Annotated in this window: 16 protein-coding genes and 2 pseudogenes; 11 read left to right on the top strand and 7 right to left on the bottom strand. The window is 73.5% G+C overall.

What is annotated here, in order from left to right:
* The first annotated feature begins 39 nt into the window (after positions 1-39).
* A complete protein-coding gene (locus IH80_RS0123310; RefSeq protein WP_051809807.1) occupies positions 40-1,614 on the top strand; it encodes an MFS transporter in 1,575 nt (524 codons plus the stop codon).
* A 145-nt stretch (positions 1,615-1,759) separates the two neighbouring features.
* On the opposite strand, the gene IH80_RS0123305 is transcribed toward IH80_RS0123310, so the two are convergent.
* Positions 1,760-2,530, bottom strand: coding sequence for a DUF6227 family protein (locus IH80_RS0123305; RefSeq protein WP_030963027.1), 771 nt, complete (start codon positions 2,528-2,530; stop codon positions 1,760-1,762).
* Between the two features lie 192 nt (positions 2,531-2,722).
* Between IH80_RS0123305 and IH80_RS0123300 the strand changes: the two genes are divergently transcribed.
* Positions 2,723-3,364: a vitamin K epoxide reductase family protein gene (locus tag IH80_RS0123300; protein ID WP_030963025.1), complete on the top strand. Its 642-nt coding sequence runs from the start codon at positions 2,723-2,725 to the stop codon at positions 3,362-3,364.
* An 87-nt stretch (positions 3,365-3,451) separates the two neighbouring features.
* On the opposite strand, the pseudogene IH80_RS46165 reads toward IH80_RS0123300, so the two are convergent.
* A pseudogene (locus IH80_RS46165) lies at positions 3,452-3,814 on the bottom strand (rodlin); the annotation flags it as partial.
* A gap of 296 nt (positions 3,815-4,110) precedes the next feature.
* On the opposite strand from IH80_RS46165, the gene IH80_RS0123290 reads away from it, so the two are divergent.
* A complete protein-coding gene (locus tag IH80_RS0123290) occupies positions 4,111-4,545 on the top strand; it encodes a hypothetical protein (RefSeq protein ID WP_030963022.1) in 435 nt (144 codons plus the stop codon).
* 146 nt (positions 4,546-4,691) lie between these two features.
* Positions 4,692-4,931 (top strand): chaplin, encoded by a 240-nt coding sequence (locus IH80_RS0123285; protein WP_030963021.1) that lies wholly within the window; start codon positions 4,692-4,694, stop codon positions 4,929-4,931.
* 119 nt (positions 4,932-5,050) lie between these two features.
* Here IH80_RS0123285 and IH80_RS0123280 read toward each other — a convergent pair whose 3' ends face one another.
* From IH80_RS0123280 to IH80_RS39610, 5 genes and pseudogenes are all read right to left on the bottom strand, one after another.
* Positions 5,051-5,398 (bottom strand): hypothetical protein, encoded by a 348-nt coding sequence (locus IH80_RS0123280; RefSeq protein ID WP_030963019.1) that lies wholly within the window; start codon positions 5,396-5,398, stop codon positions 5,051-5,053.
* A 179-nt stretch (positions 5,399-5,577) separates the two neighbouring features.
* Positions 5,578-6,705 (bottom strand): chaplin, encoded by a 1,128-nt coding sequence (locus IH80_RS46160; protein ID WP_030963017.1) that lies wholly within the window; start codon positions 6,703-6,705, stop codon positions 5,578-5,580.
* Positions 6,706-6,827: 122 nt separating this feature from the next.
* On the bottom strand, positions 6,828-7,061 hold the full coding sequence (locus IH80_RS0123270) for a chaplin (protein WP_030963016.1): 234 nt from the start codon (positions 7,059-7,061) through the stop codon (positions 6,828-6,830).
* Positions 7,062-7,306: 245 nt separating this feature from the next.
* Positions 7,307-7,717, bottom strand: coding sequence for a rodlin (locus tag IH80_RS0123265; protein ID WP_030963015.1), 411 nt, complete (start codon positions 7,715-7,717; stop codon positions 7,307-7,309).
* A 118-nt stretch (positions 7,718-7,835) separates the two neighbouring features.
* A pseudogene (locus tag IH80_RS39610) lies at positions 7,836-8,086 on the bottom strand (chaplin).
* Between the two features lie 102 nt (positions 8,087-8,188).
* On the opposite strand from IH80_RS39610, the gene IH80_RS0123255 reads away from it, so the two are divergent.
* Genes IH80_RS0123255 through IH80_RS0123225 form a run of 7 tightly spaced genes read left to right on the top strand, consistent with a single transcriptional unit; the run spans position 8,189 to position 17,528 of the window.
* Positions 8,189-9,352 carry a DUF3344 domain-containing protein gene (locus IH80_RS0123255; RefSeq protein WP_030963013.1) on the top strand — a complete coding sequence of 388 codons (1,164 nt, stop codon included), beginning with the start codon at positions 8,189-8,191 and terminating at the stop codon, positions 9,350-9,352.
* Positions 9,353-9,371: 19 nt separating this feature from the next.
* Complete coding sequence (locus IH80_RS0123250; RefSeq protein WP_030963012.1) at positions 9,372-10,559, top strand: glycosyltransferase; 1,188 nt, start codon at positions 9,372-9,374, stop codon at positions 10,557-10,559.
* Complete coding sequence (locus IH80_RS0123245) at positions 10,556-12,082, top strand: exopolysaccharide biosynthesis polyprenyl glycosylphosphotransferase (protein WP_420708837.1); 1,527 nt, start codon at positions 10,556-10,558, stop codon at positions 12,080-12,082. Before IH80_RS0123250 ends, IH80_RS0123245 begins: the two co-directional genes overlap by 4 nt.
* On the top strand, positions 12,082-13,458 hold the full coding sequence (locus tag IH80_RS0123240; protein WP_051809803.1) for an O-antigen ligase family protein: 1,377 nt from the start codon (positions 12,082-12,084) through the stop codon (positions 13,456-13,458). Before IH80_RS0123245 ends, IH80_RS0123240 begins: the two co-directional genes overlap by 1 nt.
* Entirely contained in the window at positions 13,455-15,488 is a 2,034-nt protein-coding gene (murJ, locus tag IH80_RS0123235; RefSeq protein WP_234432354.1) for a murein biosynthesis integral membrane protein MurJ, read from the top strand. Before IH80_RS0123240 ends, murJ begins: the two co-directional genes overlap by 4 nt.
* Positions 15,478-16,251: a polysaccharide deacetylase family protein gene (locus tag IH80_RS0123230; protein ID WP_030963005.1), complete on the top strand. Its 774-nt coding sequence runs from the start codon at positions 15,478-15,480 to the stop codon at positions 16,249-16,251. Before murJ ends, IH80_RS0123230 begins: the two co-directional genes overlap by 11 nt.
* Positions 16,252-16,256: 5 nt before the next feature.
* The gene (locus IH80_RS0123225) at positions 16,257-17,528 is read left to right on the top strand and encodes a glycosyltransferase (RefSeq protein ID WP_078906710.1); all 1,272 of its coding nucleotides are present in this window, start codon (positions 16,257-16,259) and stop codon (positions 17,526-17,528) included.
* The last annotated feature ends 65 nt before the right edge of the window (positions 17,529-17,593 follow it).

The raw sequence follows: 17,593 nt of genomic DNA, 5'->3' as shown, positions 1-17,593 counted from the left end.
GGACACTCACTGACCTACATCCCGTCTAGGTTTCTCCTCATGACCACCGAGACGTCCAGGACAGCGCCCGAAAGAGAGAACGGGCCCGTACGAGAAGAGCGGAACGACGTAGCCCACGACGCACCCAGCTCACCCCCCGACCGCCGCCGCTGGCTGGCGCTCGCCATCGTGATGACCGCGGCCTTCATGGACCTGGTCGACGTCACGATCGTCAACATCGCGATACCCACCCTGCGCCAGGACTTCGGCGCCTCCACCAGCGCGATCCAGTGGATCACCGCCGGCTACGCGCTCGCGTTCGCCGCAGGGCTCATCACCGGCGGCCGTCTCGGTGACATCTACGGACGCAAGCGCCTCTTCCTCATCGGCATCTCCGGCTTCACCACCGCCTCGCTGCTCTGCGGCATCGCGGCCGACCCGGCCATGCTCGTCGCCTCCCGCATCCTCCAGGGCGGTATGGCCGCCATGATGGTGCCGCAGGTGCTCGCCATCATCCACGTCACCTTCCCGCCCCAGGAGCGCGGCAAGGTCTTCGGGATGTTCGGCGCGATCGTGGGCCTCGGCGCCGTCTCCGGCCCCATGCTCGGCGCGCTGCTCACCGAGTGGAACCTCTTCGGCCTCGAATGGCGCCCGATCTTCCTGATCAACCTGCCCGTCGGCATCGCGGGTGTGATCCTGGGCCGCAAGTTCATCACCGAGTCCAAGGCCCCGCAGGCGCTGCGGCTGGACCTGGTGGGCGTGGTCCTGGCGACCCTCGCCCTCGTCATGCTGATCTTCCCGCTCACCCAGGGCCGCGAGAACGGCTGGCCGCTGTGGGGCTTCGTCTGCATGATCGCGTCACCGTTCGTCTTCGCCGCGTTCATCGCGTACGAGAAGTACAAGATCAAGAAGGACGGCTCCCCGCTCGTCGAGCTCTCCCTCTTCAAGGTCAAGAGCTTCGCCGGGGGCATCGCGGTCCAGCTGACCTTCGGCATCGCGACCGGCATCTTCTTCCTGGTCTGGACGCTCTACATGCAGATGGGCCTCGGCTGGAGCGCGCTGCGGGCCGGCACCACCGGCATCCCCTTCTCCATCGCCGTCTCGGTGGCCGCCGGCCTCTCCGTCGAGAAGCTCGTTCCGCGCTTCGGCCGCAAGGTGCTCCAGGCGGGCGCCCTGGTCATGGCCGCGGGCCTGATCCTCTACATCTGGGAGTCCGAGCACTACGGCATGGAGATTGCGTCCTGGCAGATGGCCGCCCCGCTGATCCTCATGGGCATCGGCATGGGCCTGATCGTCGCCCCGCTCAACGACACCACGCTGTCCGAGGTGCCGCGCCGGGACGCGGGTTCCGCCTCCGGCCTGATCAACACGACCGGCCAGATGGGCAACGCGCTGGGCCTCGCCCTGACCTCCGTCGTCTTCTTCGGGCTGATCGAGGACGACATGGTCTTCGGGCCGCCCTACGTCGAGGCCTTCCGCGGCGCGCTCTGGTGGGTCGTGGGCGTGCTGGTGGTCATCTCCCTGGTGATGTTCATGCTGCCGCGCAAGGCGATCCCGATGGAGGAGCGCGAGGGCGCCGCCGAGCACGCGGGCAGCACCCCGAGCACTGCTCCGGAGAAGGTGCCCGCCTTCTAGCGGGCGTCCCGGCACCATCCCGGGTCCCTGCGGACATGCCCACCCGCCACGGGTGGGCATGTCCGCAGGGTGCACGGCGGCGCGGCCCCGGCCGGCTTCCTCATCGCCGGCGGCGACGGACCCGGCGCGGGACGGGCGGCAGGGCTCAGCCGACGCGGGCGCGGAACTCCATCGCCCCGCGCGCGGCGGCCTCGCTCTCGTACACCTCGCACATGTGCCGCCCGTCGGGCGTCGCCGTGTGCTCGACCTCCCACAGGCTCAGCTCGGTCCCGTCCAGCAGCACGAAGGCGTGCTCGTAGAGGTTGAAGCCGGCGTCCCGCCCGTTCGGCAGGGCCTGCCGCGTCCCGAACGCCTGCGTGATGTGGTGCGCGTACGCAGCGCGCAGCAGCGCCGCCACCCGCTCGCCGGGCCGGTCCGCGTTCTCCGCGCGGCGCAGCACCCGCCGGGCGTGGTCGGCGGACTCCTCCACCACGTACTCCCGGTGCCGGGCCGCCGGTGCCGGGGCGGCGAACAGCGCACCGAACGCCGCCGGATCGCCGTCCGGTTCCTCCTCGCCCGCGAGCGGCACCGGATCCGGGACCGCCCCGGCGGCGGACTCCCCGAACAGCCGGGCCACCGCCAGGCAGGTCTCCGCCTTGCTCGTGAAGACCTCGTGCCGCACGGCCCGGTCTCCCGCCGGCCGGTACGACAGCTCCCACAGCGAGACCGAGCCGCCGTCGGCGAGCAGATAGGTGTGCCGGCGGGTCTCCCGCCAGACACCCGCCGCCGGATTGTGGTGGGTGGTGCAGAGCGAAGAGCTGTGGGCGAGCGCCGTGCCGAGGCGCTCCACCAGCCGGTCGGGCAGGTCGAAGGAGTTGAGGGCGCGGCCGAGGAGTCGGTCGAGGTGCGCCTCGGTTGTCTCGTACGGATCGCTCAAGGTGGGTCTCCAGGCCGTCGCAGCTTGTCACTTCGCGGAAGCTCAACGTAACCCCTGGCTCTGACATCACGTCCGGGGTTCGGTAAAACGTCCGGGAAGCATCGGAGGTTCCTGCCACACCTTCAGGTCAACTTGCGTACGAATGCTCATGGTTGGGCCCGCTCTGGGTGGGGACGGGGGATTATGGGCCACATGGCAACGAATACAGTGGGCGTCCCGCGCCAGCAGGTAGGGCCCAGAGGCGGACACGAGGACGAACGCAGCGGCGCACCACGGGGATTGGCGTGGCTGCTGGCCGTCACCGGGGCGGCCGGAGTGCTGGCCTCCTGGGTGATCACCCTCGACAAGTTCCTCCTGCTGGAGGACCCGGACTTCAAGCCCGCCTGCAGTCTCAACCCGGTCGTCTCCTGCGGCAGCGTGATGCAGAGCGAGCAGGCGCAGGCCTTCGGCTTCCCCAACCCCATGCTGGGGCTGGTCGCCTACGCCGTCGTGGTCTGCGTCGGCGCGGGCCTGCTGGCGGGCGCCGGTTACCGCGGCTGGTTCTGGCTGGGACTGAACGCCGGCACGCTGTTCGGCGTCGGCTTCTGCAGCTGGCTCATGGTCCAGTCGCTCTACGAGATCAACGCGCTCTGCCTGTGGTGCTGCCTGGCCTGGGTGGCGACGCTGCTGATGTTCTGGGCGGTCACCGCGCACAACGTCCGTACCCGCGTGCTCCCCGCCCCCGGCCCGCTGCGGGTCTTCTTCACCGAGTTCGGCTGGGCCCCTCCCGCCCTGCACACCGGGGTGATCGGGATGCTGGTCCTCACCCGGTGGTGGGACTTCTGGACCGGCTGAGCGCCGCCGTGCGCGGCACGTGCGAGGGCCCCGGCAGCTGGACGCTGCCGGGGCCCCTGTCACATCACCGCGCGGACCCGCGGGCCGGATGTGCGAGAGCGGCTCGTCGCCCTTGGCCTGGGTGGAGTTCTCGGTGCACTGCTGGTTCTGCGGGTTGGACAGGACGTTGATGTCCTGGACGCCGATGTTGAGCGCGGCGATCAGCGACTGGGCGTTGACCTTCGCGGGCAGGCCGATGCAGGGCTTGTTCAGGGAGCCCTGGACCAGGCTGAGCTGCGGGCTCTGGTCGCCGTGGGTCTTCTGGTTGCCGTAGATCTGCTGGGCACCGTTGCCGTTGACGGTGTTGACCCCGTTGTCGTTGCCGATGGCCATGGCCGGGGCCGCGGCAGCAGCGCCAGCGCCGACGGCAACGGCGGAGACCGCGGCGGCGGTCATGAACTTCTTGAACATCTTGATCCTTTTGTCGCACGAGTGCCCGCTGATGGAGCGCCCTGATCAACTGCCCGGTCAGGGGGTTGGTTCCGCTGCTTCACTCAAACGGCCCGCGCGTCCCGATGTTTTCCCCAGCCCGGGTGAGCCGCCTGCGGACACGTGCGCGAAGCCCGTACGCGACCCCAGTCGCCCGCGCTCCTGTTGCGCTCCGTGCGAGGTGTTCCCACGGTGAGTAGCGGGCGGGCCGATCGGTCCGCCCGCGAGTCCCCGTGTCCCCACGCGGAGTCCCCGTGTCCCCACGCGAAGGAACCCCCATGCACCGCACCAGGCCGTCCCGCGCCCGTCTTCTCGTCCCCTCGGCGCTCGCCGTCGTCATACTGACCGGCGCGGCGGCACCCGCGAGCGCAGTCGACTCCGGGTCCGGTGCGGTGTCCACCAAGGCCGCCCCGGCCGGCCCGATCGACGACCTCGTCAACGGGCTCCTCGCCCAGATCAAGGCGCTGCTGCCGGCGGGCGTCACCCTGCCGGACATCAAGATCCCGGAGATCAAGCTGCCGGAGATCAACCTGCCGAGCATCCCGGGAGTGCAGCTCCCGGAGATCCCGGGGGTCGAGATCCCCGAGCTGCCGCCGCTCACCCCTCCGGCGCTGCCCGATCCGGCGGCCCCGGTGGACCTCGTGCCGGAGGTCCCCGACGTGGAGATCCCCGACGTCCAACTCCCGGAGGTCCAGCTCCCCGCCGTCCCCTAGCGGCCCCGAAACGGCAACACGGTGAAGGCGATTGAGCCGAACAGGTCTGATCGTGTGCGAAACCGTGTCGTCGGGGAGTGTGGAACCGTTTCGCTCGGTGTGAGCCCCGGAGCGGGGCGGAACGTCGAACAGAAGGTGCACTTCCCATGAACTCTGCCAAGAAGGCCGCCCTGGTCCTGGCCACCGCTGGTCTCGCCGCGGCCGGTGCCGCCGGCTCCGCCGTCGCCGACTCGTCGGCCGAGGGTGCGGCCGTGGGTTCCCCCGGCGTCCTCTCCGGCAACCTGCTCCAGGTCCCGGTCCACATCCCGGTCAACGTCTGCGGCAACACCGTGAACGTGATCGCCCTGCTCAACCCGGCGTTCGGCAACGTCTGCGTCAACGACTGACGTCGTCGCGCAACCGACTGTGGGCGCCCCGGCCTTGCCGGTGGCGCCCACAGTCTTGTCGGCAGGTGCCGGACGTGACCCGGCCGGGATCCGACCGGCCCGGATCCGACCGGCGTGGATCAGCCCTTGCCGCCGTTGAGCTGTACGCCGCCCAGCATCGGCGACGCCTGGGTGGCGCCGTTCGCGAGGCCGAGGACAGTGCCGGGCACGTCGTTGCGCACCTTGTTGACCTTCTGGGCCGTGCCCACGACCTTGTTGACGGTGTCACCCTGCTCGGCGAGCCCGTTGCCCACCGTCTGCGGAAGGGACTCGGTGACGGGGGCGACCGCGTCCAGGGTCTCCGTGACCCCGCCGGTCAGGCTCATGGGGGGCATCGCGGCCGCCGGCCCGGCGGCGAACGCGGTACCGGAGGCGCCGAGGGCGGCGACGGAGCCGACGACGACAGCGGCGACCTTCGTGAGCTTCATTATCGAAATCCTCTTCTTTCGTGGACAGAGGCATCAGCGGCGACCGGCGCGCCGCTTTCGCCATGCGTAACGATTCCCGTGCGCCGTGGAAACGCGGACGCGCGGGTACATGACAGCGGCCGGAGAATCCGAGAGGGATTCTCCGGCCGACATTTCTTCCGATGACCGGCACTGCCGGGTCAGGAGATGCGGGACCGCCGGTACAGAATCGCGCCGCCCAGGATCAGGGCGGAGGCGAGGGCCGCCGCGGCCGCGGGCTGACCCGCGCCCGTCTCGGCCAGCACGGGTGCGCCCACCGCGGCGGGGGCCGGAGCCGGGGCGGGCGCGGGGACCGGTGCGGGCGCCGCCCCGGGAGCGGGAGCAGGAGCGGGCGCCGGCGGGACGTGGACGGGGGTGTCGCCGGCGGGGGCGGCCGGTGGCTGGTCCGCCGGCGGTCCCGCCTCGGGGGCGGGCGCCGGTGCCGGTGCGGGGCGTTCGACGGGCTGGCTGCCGCGCGGCGGCGCGGCCGGCGCCTCCTCCCCGACCACGGGCGCCGGGGCGGGGAGCGTGTGCGGAACCTCCTCGGCGGGAGGCTGCGGCGCGGGCAGCGGCTGGGGTGCCTCCGCGGCCGGCGGCTGCGGGGCGGGCGCCGGGGCCGCGGGCGGTGCGGGCTGCTCCTGGACCGGCTCCGGGAGGGGCAGCGGTGCGGGGTGCTCCTCGACCGGCTCCGGCTTCGGGTGCGGGTGCTCGGGTGACGGCGGGGCGTGGTGCGCGGGCGGTGCGGGGTGGTCGTCGCACTCCTCCTGCGGGCCCTGCTCCTCGCCGGGCCCGCCGTAGCCGCCCTCGTGGCGGGGCTCCTGGTGGCGCGGCTTCGCGTGGCGGGGTCCCTCCTTCCGGGGGGCCTCCGGCCGGGACACCTCCTGCCGCGGCACCTCGTGGCGCCGCGCCTCCTGGCGCTGTTCGGGCACTGCGTGGCGGCCCGGGCGCTCGTCGAGGTAGCGCTCGAGGGCCTCGGCGTGCTCGGGGCTCAGGTAGCGCCCGTAGTCGTGGCCCTCGTCGGTGTGCGAGCCGGCGCCGGTGGCGCAGGTGTTGCCCATCGCGGGGTTGAGCGCCGCACCGCCGTCCACGCTGTTGCCGCACACGTTCGGTGCGAAGGTGATCGGTACCGAGACGCTGTTGCCGGCCAGCACGCCGGGTGAATGCGAGGCTTCGGCCGTCGCGCCGGTGTGCGCGTAGGCCGCACCGGTCGCGATCGACAGCAGGCTCGACGCGGCTGCCGCCGTGAGCATCCCCTTGCCCAGTACCTGTCGGCTCAGTACCTGTCGCATGGGTCCTTCCCTGTCTACCGGCACGGTCGCCGGTGCTGTATCGGAGGTGGCCCCGGAGTGCACCGCCGTGCACTCCGGGGCCACCCCGAGGAGGTTCTGCCCTCGCGGGCGCACGCGCAGCGTCAGGCGTTGACGCAGGTGTTGCCGAACGCGGGGTTCAGAAGACCGACGATGTTGACGCTGTTGCCGCAGACGTTGACCGGGATGTTGACCGGGACCTGGGCGACGTTTCCGGAGAGGACGCCCGGGGAGCCCGCGGCCTTGCCGTCGGCCACCGAGTCGGCCATGGCGGGGGAGGCGGCACCGGCTGCCATCAGCGCGCCGGCGGCCAGCACCACTGCCTTCTTGTACGTCATTTCGTTTTCGATCCTTCCCGCAGAGGCGTATCCGCTGCAGAATTAACAACGAGTGGCCCGGTGAAAAGAAACCGCGCCTTTTCGGTGATCGCCCGGCAATTCACTCCGATGCCCCCGCCGGAATTCGGGAGGGTGGTTCGGCCGGTGATTTGCGACGACAATTCAGGGGTGCTGCGGACGGGCCCGACATGCGGCGAGGCCGCCGCGACCCGAAGGTGCGACGGCCTCGCGGGCGCGGGGTGCGGTCAGCTGCCGGCGGAGGCGTTGCCGGAGAGGACCGGGATGTTGCTGAGGATGTGCGAGAGAGCCTCGTCGCCCTTGGCCTGGGTGGAGTTCTCGGTGCACTGCTGGTTCTGCGGGCTGGACAGGACCGGGATGTCCTGGACGCCGACGTTGATGAGGGCCAGCACGGACTGGACGTTGGCCTTCGCGGGGAGCGCGATGCAGGGCTTGTTGAAGGAGCCCTGGATGAGCGCCATCTGCGGGCTCATGTTGCCGTAGGTGGCCTGGTTGCCGTAGATCTGGGCGGAGTTGTTGCCGTTGACGGTGTTGATGCCGTTGTCGTTGCCGACGGCCATCGCCTGCGGGGCCATCGCGGCACCCATGCCCACGACCGAGGCGGCAACCGCGGCCGAGGCCATCATCTTCTTGATCATTGTCGTCCCTTTTTTGCAGGATTGCCCGGTAGCGGAGCACCTGGATCAACGGCCGCGCCCCGGTGCGGGTTGCGTGGCTTCACTCGGATGCAGCCGTTTCGCGCGGTGTGATTGACGCTCAGGCGTTCACGCAGGTGGTGCCGAACGCGGGGTTCAGCGCGCCGGCCACGTTCACGGTCAGGGCGCAGACGTTCACGGGGACGTGGACCGGGATCTGGCCCAGGTTGCCGCTCGCCACGCCGGGGGAGCCGGCGGCGAGGCCCTCGGCCGTGGCGCCGCCACCGTGCGCGGAGCGAGGCCCGCGCCGCCCATCAGCACGGCGACGCCCGCGGCGGCGACGGTGGTGCCGCGCAGCAGCCTCTTCTTCATCTGCGTATTTCCTTTCGGTTCGAACAATGGTGCACCTCATAACGACCCGCCCGTTGCGAGGGTGCGTGCTATCGCCCAAAAGGCCGTACAAGCGAGTCCGACGTGATTTCCAGCCCGATTTCTGACAAGGTGCACTCCTGTTTTGTCCCCTTGATCGAAAATGGAGACAGGCTCATGGGTTCCTCCGGCAGAATCCTCGGCGCGCTCGGCCTGCTGTCCTGCCTCGCACTTTCCGTGAACGCTCCCGCGGCCGCCGCCGCGCCACCCGCGCCCAAGGAGCTGCCCCGGATCCCGTTCACCCAGCGTTACCAGGCCGTGCAGCACGGCGGGCTGGTCCGCGCCTCCAACTCCGGCATCAGCTGCCGCAAGGAGGAGTCCCCGCAGGCGGAGCCGTGCGCCGAGGTCAAGCGGGGGGCGGCGGGGGTCAACGGCGAGTTCGAGATGTTCTACAGCGAGGTCGACAAGGACCCGGACACCTACAACTCCACCCGGGCCGAGCTCAAGGTCCCCCAGGGCGCGAAGGTCTCGTACGCCCGGCTCTACTGGGGCGGGAACCTGCGGGTGGGCGAGCAGAAGCCGCCGGAGGACAACGGCCGGGTGCTGGTCGCCGAGCCGGGCGGGGCGTACAAGGAGGTCCTCGCCGACACGGTGATCGGCCACCGCACGGACGCGGGCAGCGACGCCTACCAGGCCTCGGCGGACGTGACGACGCTGGTGCGCAAGGGCGGCGCCGGGATGTGGACGGTCTCGCAGCTGAACATCGCCATGGGCCACTCCGAGGTCGGCGCCTGGGGCGGCTGGACCCTCGTCGTCGCCTACGAGCACCCGCAGGAGCCGCTGCGCCGGATCTCGCTGTGGGACGGCTTCGAGTCGCTCGCCGCCCGGGCCGGCGACGGAACGGTCGCGATCGAGGGCCTGGACGCTCCGGCGGGCTCGGCGGGCCGGGTCGGGGTGGTCGCGTACGACGGGGACCGGGGCACCCTCGGTGACTCACTCACCGTGACCGCCGACAGTGGGCGCCGGGTGAGCCTCAGCGACGGGGAAAACCCGTTCAACGACGTCATGAATTCCACGATCACGGAATTCGGCGGTCAATCTTTCGTGCGACAGCCGGATCATATGAATAATCTCGGATATGACGCGGACGTGTTCGACCTGAGTCCCGCCCTGTCCGGTGGTGCCCGCAGCCTGGACTTCAGGTTCACGGGCGAAAGTCAGGGTCATTTCCTCGGTGTGCTCTTCGTTCAGACAGACGCGCGCCGCTGAACGCAGGAGACCACTCCACGTGCCCACGCACTCCCGGGCGGCACAGCCCACGACCGTCCTCCACCTCGTACAACCCGTCGACGGCGGTGTGGCCAGGGTCGTCACCGACCTCGTCCGCGCCCAGACCGCGCAGGGCATCCGCGCCGTCGTCGGCTGCCCGCCCGGCGGCACGCTCGGCGACGCGGCCCGGTCGGCCGGCGCCGAGGTGTTCACCTGGCGGGCCGACCGGGCGCTGGGACCCGGCCTCCCCGCCGAACTGGCCGGCGCCCGCGCGCTGCTGCGCCGCATCCGGCCCGACCTCCTGCACGCCCACAGCGCCAAGGCGGGACTGGCCGGACGGATCGCCGCACGCGGGACGCCACCCACCGTCTTCCAGCCCCACGCCTGGTCCTTCGACGCCGTCGGCGGCACCACCGCCGCCCTCGCCCTGCGCTGGGAGAGGTACGCGGCCCGCTGGGCCGACCGGGTGCTCTGCGTCAGCGAGGCCGAACGCCGCGCGGGGGAGTCCGAGGGCATCACCGCCCGCTGGACGGTGATCCGCAACGGGGTGGACCTCGACCACTTCCGGCCCGGCGGACCGGACCCCGGCCAGGACCGGGCCGAATCCCGCGCGGCACTGCCGCTGCCGCCCTCCTTCCCGGCCGACGGGCCGCTCGCCGTCTGCGTCGGCCGGCTCTGCGCCCAGAAGGGTCAGGACATCCTGCTGCGGGCCTGGCCGGAGGTGCTCGCGGCCGTCCCCGCGGCCCGCCTCGCCCTCGTCGGCGACGGCCCCGACGCCGAGCGGCTGCGCCGCACCGCCCCGGCCGGGGTGCACTTCGCGGGCTCCGCCGCCGACATCCGACCGTGGCTTCGGGCCGCCGATCTCGTTGTACTGCCGTCGCGGTGGGAAGGCATGGCGCTCGCCCCGCTCGAAGCCATGGCCTGTGGCCGACCGGTCCTGGTCTCCGACGTCAGCGGTGCCCGGGAGAGCCTGCCGTCCGGCCAGGGACGGCTGTGCCTGGTACCGCCGGAGGACCCGACGGCACTGGCCAAGGCCCTGGGACGGCTGCTCGCCGAGCCGCGGCTCCTCGCCGAACTCGGGGAGCAGGCCCGGCAGCACGCCCGGACCGACTTCGACGTGCGGCGGACCACGGACGCGGTCAGCAGCCTGTACCACGAACTGCTGGGCAGGCCCCGGCCCTTGAACCAGGAGCGCATCAGCCGATGACGATGGACAGCGCACCCGCCCGGCACACCGGACAGGGCGGCACAGGGCCCGGCGGCAGCGCCTTCGCGCCCGCGCCCCACGCGGCAGCCCGCCGTTCCGCGACCGCCATCCACCCGCCGCGCGGGCCCAGGGCCGACCTGGCCCGGTCCGCCGTACGCCCGCAGCGCCTGCGCCGCAGCAGCCGGGTGCTCCCCCTGCTCACCGCCGACGCGCTGGCCGCCGTACTCACCGCGGCCACCCTGCCCGGCCAGGTGCTGCCCGCCGCGCCGGCCGTCGCCGTGCTGCCCGCCCTGCTCGTCGCCCTGCACGCGCAGGCGGGCCTGTACCGGCCGCGGCTGGCCCCCTCCGCCCTCCTCGAACTGCCCGCGGTGCTGGGCCGTTCCGCCGTCCTGTGGTGCGCGGCGGCCGCCGTGGCCGCGGCCCTCGACCCGGCCCGCGCCATGGGCTGGAGCATGCTGCTGACCGCCGTGTGCCTGCAGGCCGTACTGGTCTGCACGGGCCGCGGCGTCGCCAACCAGCTGCACCGCCGCGCGGCCGTGCGACGGCCCGCCTCCGCCCTCGTGGTCGGACCGGGCGCCGGGGCGAGCGCGGTCGCCGCGGCCCTGCACGGCCGCCCCGAGTTCGGTCTGCGTCCGGTCGGGCTCGCCGACACCGCGGCTCCCGCGGACGGGGACGCCGGCCCCCTCCCGCTCCTCTCCACCCACGAGGACATCCGGCGCGCGGTCATCCAGAACACCGTCCGCCACGCGGTGTTCACCCGCCCGCCCGAGGCGGACGAGCGCACCGCCTCCCTGGTCCGGCTCTTCCACGACCACGGCTGCCGGCTGTGGCTCGCGGACCCGGCGGGCACCGCCAAGGTCACCGGCATGCGGCTGGCCCACCCCGCCGACCAGCTGTGGGGGTACGCCGTGCAGCCGCTGCTGCCGCGCCCGGCCCGCCCGCTGGAGCGCTGGGCCAAGCGCATCATCGACTCCGCGCTCGCCCTGGTCGCCCTCGTCGCCGCCGCACCCGTGATGCTGCTCTGCGCGGCCGCCGTACGCCTCTGGGACGGGCCCGGGGTGATCTTCCGGCAGGAGCGCGTCGGCCTGTACGGGCGTCCCTTCACCCTGCTGAAGTTCCGGACGCTGCGCGCCGACGCGCACGAGTCCGCCACCCGCTGGACGGTCGCGGGCGACCGCCGCATGAGCCCGGTGGGCTCGTTCCTGCGCAAGTCCTCCCTCGACGAGCTGCCGCAGCTGTGGAACGTCGTGCGCGGCGACATGAGCCTGGTCGGCCCCCGCCCCGAACGGCCCTTCTTCGTCGCCAAGTTCTCCACCGTCCACCCCGGCTACGAGGCCCGCCACCGGATGCCCGTCGGCATCACCGGCCTCGCCCAGATCAACGGCCTGCGCGGGGACACCTCCATCGAGGACCGGGCCCGCTTCGACAACCACTACATCGACACCTGGTCGCTGTGGCAGGACCTGTGGATCCTCGCCCGCACCGCGGCCTCCTTCTTCCGTTTCCGGCTGGGGGGCAGCTGATGAGCCTCGCCGCCCCCGGCCACTGGGCCCGGCCGGACGTACCCGGCATGCTGCGCCGGCACTGGCCGCTGCTGCCGCTCGCCGCGACCGTGCTCTTCCTGCTCGCCCCGCTCCCGGCCGGTGACGCGACCGCCTCCGGCAAGGTCGGCCCGGCGGACGCCGCCTCGCTGCTGCTGGTCCTCGTCTGCGCCGTCCAGGCGCTGCGCGGCCGGGTGCGGGCACTGTCCCCGCTGGGGGCCCTTGTCCTCGGGGCGCCGGCCGTCGGCCTCGCCGTCGCGACGGTGACCGCGGGCGACCCGTACGCCGCCCTCCCGGGCTTCGTCCGCTACCTCCAGGTCTTCGTGCTGGTCCCGGCGGCCGTGGTGCTGCTGGTGCGCGACGCCCGGGAGTTCCGGCTCGCGGCCGGCTGCTTCGTGGTGCTGGCACTGGTGCAGGGCGCGGTGGGCGTCGTGCAGTACGCGACCCACACCGGCGCCTCCTACCAGGGCGAGGACATCAGGGCCGTGGGCACCTTCGGCCCCGGCGACGTCATGGGCATGGCCACGGTCGTCGCCTACGGGCTGGTCGTCGCGACCGCCGCCGCCCTCGCCCCCGGACTGCCGCCGCGCCTGCGACGGATCGCCGCGGGCTGCGCCCTGGTGCTGGTCCTGCCGTTGGTGCTGTCCTTCAGCCGCGGCGCCTGGATCGCCACCCTCGGCGCGGCGCTGCTGGTGATGGCGCTGGCCGGGATCCGACGGGCCCTCACGGTGCTCGCCGCGCTGGCCGCCGCCGGGGTGGTCCTCGTCGGCGGGCTCGGCGTCGGCTCGGAGATGGTCGCCGAACGGCTGACCTCCATCACCCAGGTCTCCAGCGCCCCCGACCAGTCGGTGACCGACCGCTACACGATGTGGGCCGCCGCCGAGTCGATGTGGCGCGAGCGGCCGGCCGCGGGCGTGGGCCTCAAGGGCTTCCCCGCCCACCGCGACGGCCACGCCTCGCTCGGCCTCTCCTCCGGCAGCGACACCGCCGGCGCGGGACAGGCGTACATCCGCCAGCCGCTGCTCTCCCCGCACAACATGTACCTGCTGATCCTCAGCGAGCAGGGCCTGATCGGCCTGATCGCGCTGGCGGGCGGCTGGGCGGCCCTGCTGGTCGCGGGACTGCGGAGGCTCGCCGGCGGCGCGGGGGCGCGGATGCGGGACTGCGGGCTGATCGCGACGGGGCTGTTCGTGTGGCAGCTGACCGACTTCCTCTACGCGGACATCGGCGGCCCGTCCACCGTCCTGACCGGCGTGATCATCGGCCTGGCGGCCTGGTGGTCGCTCCCCTCCCCGGCGGGCGTCCGGGGCGGCACCGGGGTACGGGGCCCGGTCCCCGAGAGTTCGAGCGGCCGGTGACGGACACCACGCCCTGGCGGCCCGCTTCCGGCCCCCCTGCCGGAGCGGGCCACACCCGTGTCCCGCCCACCTCCGGGTACGTCTCCCACGGGCCCGCGGACGGGGGGCCCGGCGGCGAGCAGGCCCCGGCGGCGCCGCTTCCGGCCGATCCGGGCTTCGTCACCGGGGGCCTGCCGGGCGGCGAGTCCGCCGTGCGGGAACAGCCGTTCGGCTCCGTGGGCTATCCGGGCGGGGCCCCGGCGGGCTGCGGCGTGCGCGTCGCGGCGCGCGTCGCGAGCGACCCCGCCGACGCGCCCGACGGGGAGCGGTCCGGCGTCGTCCGCCGGGCGGGCGGGTCCGCCGTACCCGGCGACTGCGGCCGGAGCCGGTTTGGGCGCGGCCGCCGCCGGGGAGAGGCCGAGGTGTCCGCCGAGCCCGCCGCCGGCGCCCCGCTCGGGCGGTTCCTGGCCAAGGCCGCCGCCGTCACCGCCGGGCTGACCGCCGCCGGGTCCCTGTTCGGGCTGGTGCGCGACCAGACCATCGCGCACCTCTTCGGCGCCGGGCACGACAGCGACGCCTTCCTCATCGCCTGGACCGTCCCCGAGATGGCCTCGACGCTGCTGATCGAGGACGCCATGGCGCTGCTGATGGTGCCCGCCTTCAGCCACGCCCTGGCCCGGCGGGCCGCCGGCCGCGCCGGACTGACCCGACGGGAGGCCCGCACCCAGGACCCCGTACGGCTGCTGGTCGGGGCGACCCTGCCGCGGCTCCTGGTGGTCCTGGCCGTCGTCGCCTCCGTCCTCGCCGTCGCCGCGCCGGCCGTCGTCGCCGTGCTCGCGCCGGGCCTGCCCGACCCCCGCCTGGCCGTCGAGTGCACCCGCCTGACCGCGCTGACCGTGCTCTCCTTCGGCGTCGCCGGCTACTTCAGCGCCGCGCTGCGCGCGCACCGCTCCTTCGTACCGCCCGCCGCGATCTACGTCACGTACAACATCGGCATCATCGCCACGATGGTGACCCTCCACACCCTCTGGGGCGTGCGGGCGGCCGCCGCGGGCGTCGCCGTCGGCGGGCTGCTGATGGCGCTGGTCCAACTCCCCTCCTTCATCCGCCACGTCGGTTTCGGCCCGCCCCGGGCCAGACGGTCCGCCGCCCCGCGCAGCCAGCGCGACCGCGACCGCCCCACCCTCATCGCCTTCGGGGTCATCGCCCCCGTCATCCTCTTCGCCGTCTTCCGCCAGTCGCAGGTCCTCGTCGAGCGGTTCCTGGCGGCCTCGCTGCCGTCCGGGGTGATCTCCCACCTCAACTACGCGCAGAAGGTCGCGCAGATGCCGATGGTGCTGTCGCTGATGATCTGCACCGTCACCTTCCCCGTCGTCGCCCAGGCCATGGCGGGCGGCGAACGCGAGAAGGCCCGGCGACGGGTGGAGCGGGACCTGGCGCTGGCCTCGCTCGCCGTCCTGATGGGCACCGCGCTCGTCATCGGCTACGCCCCCCAGATCATCCAGGTCCTCTTCGAACGCGGCGCCTTCACCCACGAGGACACCCTCGCCACCGCCGCCGTCATGCGGGTCTACGGACTCGGACTGCTCGGCCACTGCCTCGTCGGGGCACTGTCCCGGCCCTTCTTCTCGACCGCCCGGCCCACCTGGTTCCCGGCGTTCGCGATGGGTGCCGGACTGTTCGTCAACGTCGTGGCGGGCGCCTTCGCCGTCCGCTGGTGGGGCATCTACGGGATCGCCGCCGCCAACGCCGCCGGCATCTCCACCGCCGCCGCCCTGCTGCTCACCGGCCTCGGCCCGCGGATCATCGCCATCCACGTGCGCAGGGTCACCGTCAGCATCGGACGGCTCGCGGTGGCCGCCGTCGCCGCCTGCGCCACCGGCTGGATCGCCGGGCCGATGATCCCCGATCCGCTGCTCAGCGCCGGACTCGGCTGCCTGCTCGTCCCGGCCATGTTCGGCGCCACCGGCATGGCCATATGCGCCCTCGAAGTCACCGCCCTGCCCGGTCAGATCTCCCAGCTCACGCAGAGGTTCCGCAATGCCCGCTGACACCGACACGGCACCCGCCGCGGTGGCCCCCGCCCGCCGGACCGCATCGCCGTGGGTCCTGATGTACCACTCGGTCGCCGAGTTCACCGACCCCGCCGAGGACCCGTACGGGATCACGGTCACCCCCCACGCCCTGGAGGCCCAGCTGCTGTGGCTGCGCTCCCGGGGCCTGCGCGGGGTGTCGGTCGGCGAACTGCTGCGGGCCCGGGCGGCCGGAGGCGGAACCGGTCTGGTCGGACTGACCTTCGACGACGGCTACACCGACTTCCTGACCCACGCGCTGCCGCTGCTGCGGCGCCACGGCTGCACCGCCACCCTCTTCGTGCTGCCCGGACGGCTCGGCGTCGACAACGTCTGGGACCCGCTGGGGCCGCGCAAGTCCCTGCTGACCGCCGAGGGCATCCGCGAGGTCGCCGCCGCAGGGCAGGAGATCGGCTCGCACGGCCTGCTCCACCAGGACCTCACCGCGGCCCCCGACGACGTGCTCCTGCAGGAACTGCGGGGCAGCCGCGACCTGTTGCGCGAACTGACCGGCGCCCTGCCCGAAGGGTTCTGCTACCCGTACGGGCACGTCGACGCCCGGGTCGTCGACGCGACGCGGGCCGCCGGATACGGCTACGCCTGCGCCATCGATCCCGGGCGGCTCGCCGGCCCGCACGCCCTGCCGCGCACGCACGTCAGCCAGGCCGACGGCGGTCCCCGGCTGCGGGTCAAGCATCTGCGCCACCGGGTCCGTGAGCTGCGGCGGGCGGTGTACCGGTGAAGCCGATCGAGGCGGTCAAGGCGCTGCACGTCATCACCGGCCTCGGCGTCGGCGGCGCCGAGCAGCAACTGCGGCTGCTGCTGCGGCACATGCCGATGCGGTGCGACGTGCTGACGCTGACCAACCCCGGCCCGGTGGCCGAGGGGCTGCGCGCCGACGGGGTGCGGGTCGTGCACCTGGGGATGCGCGGCAACCGCGACCTGGGGGCGCTGCCCCGGCTCGTGCGGTTCATCCGCCGCGGCCAGTACGACCTCGTGCACACCCACCTGTACCGGGCCTGCGTGTACGGGCGCCTCGCGGCCCGGCTCGCGGGCACCGGGGCGACCGTCGCCACCGAGCACTCCCTCGGCGAGGGCGAGATCGAGGGCCGGCCGCTCTCGGGCGGGGTGCGCGCGCTGTACCTGGCCAGTGAACGCCTGGGCGCGGCGACCGTGGCCGTCTCGGACACCGTCGCCGCCCGGCTGGAGGGGTGGGGGGTGCCGGCCGCGCGGGTCCACGTCGTACCCAACGGGATCGAGGCCGCCCGCTTCCGTTTCGACGAGGGCGTACGGCGGACCACCCGGGCCCGCACCGGGCTGCCCGAGCGGGCCTTCGTGGTCGGCGGGGTCGGCCGGCTCGTCCCGGGCAAGCGGTTCGACGTCCTGGTGCGGGCCGTGGCCGCGCTGCCGGGCGCGCACCTGCTGCTGGCCGGGGACGGTCCCGAGCGGGCGGGGCTGCGCCGGCTGGCCGCCGAGCTCGGCGCGCAGAGCCGGATCCACCTGCTGGGGGAACGGGACCCGCTGGGCGACAGCGCGGACGGCCGTACCCCCGGCATCCCGGCCCTGCTGGCCGCCATGGACGTCTTCGTCTCGCCGTCGCGGGAGGAGGCCTTCGGACTCGCGGTCGTCGAGGCACTGGCCGCCGGACTCCCCGTCCTGCACGTGACCTGCCCGGCCATCGACGACCTCCCCGCCGCCGAGGCCCCCGGCGCCCGCCGCATCGGCACCGGCACCGAGGAACTCGTCGCGGCGCTGCGCGGCCACATGGAGGCGGGCGCCCGCCGGCTGCCCCCGCCGCCGGTCGTCCGCCGCTACGACATCGCGCACAGCGCGCGGCGGCTGCTGGACGTGTACGACCTCGCCCTCTCCGCCGCGCCGGGCGCGGCCGGGACGGCGCGGACGGCGGCCACGGCCCGGGGCGCCGCGCCGGACCCGCAGGCGCCGGATCCGCGAGCGCCGGCGGGGCTGACGGTGCCCGGGCCCGGCTCCCCCCGGCGGGCGCCGGGCACCCGCGGCTGACCCCCACCCCCGAAGGGGTCCCGCCGGGACCCGAAGGAACCACCCCCTCCAGGAAGCGAGCACGA

The sequence above is a fragment of the Streptomyces sp. NRRL S-378 genome, from assembly GCF_000720645.1.
GTDB lineage: Bacteria > Actinomycetota > Actinomycetes > Streptomycetales > Streptomycetaceae > Streptomyces.
This window is presented reverse-complemented; position numbering and strand designations above follow the sequence as displayed.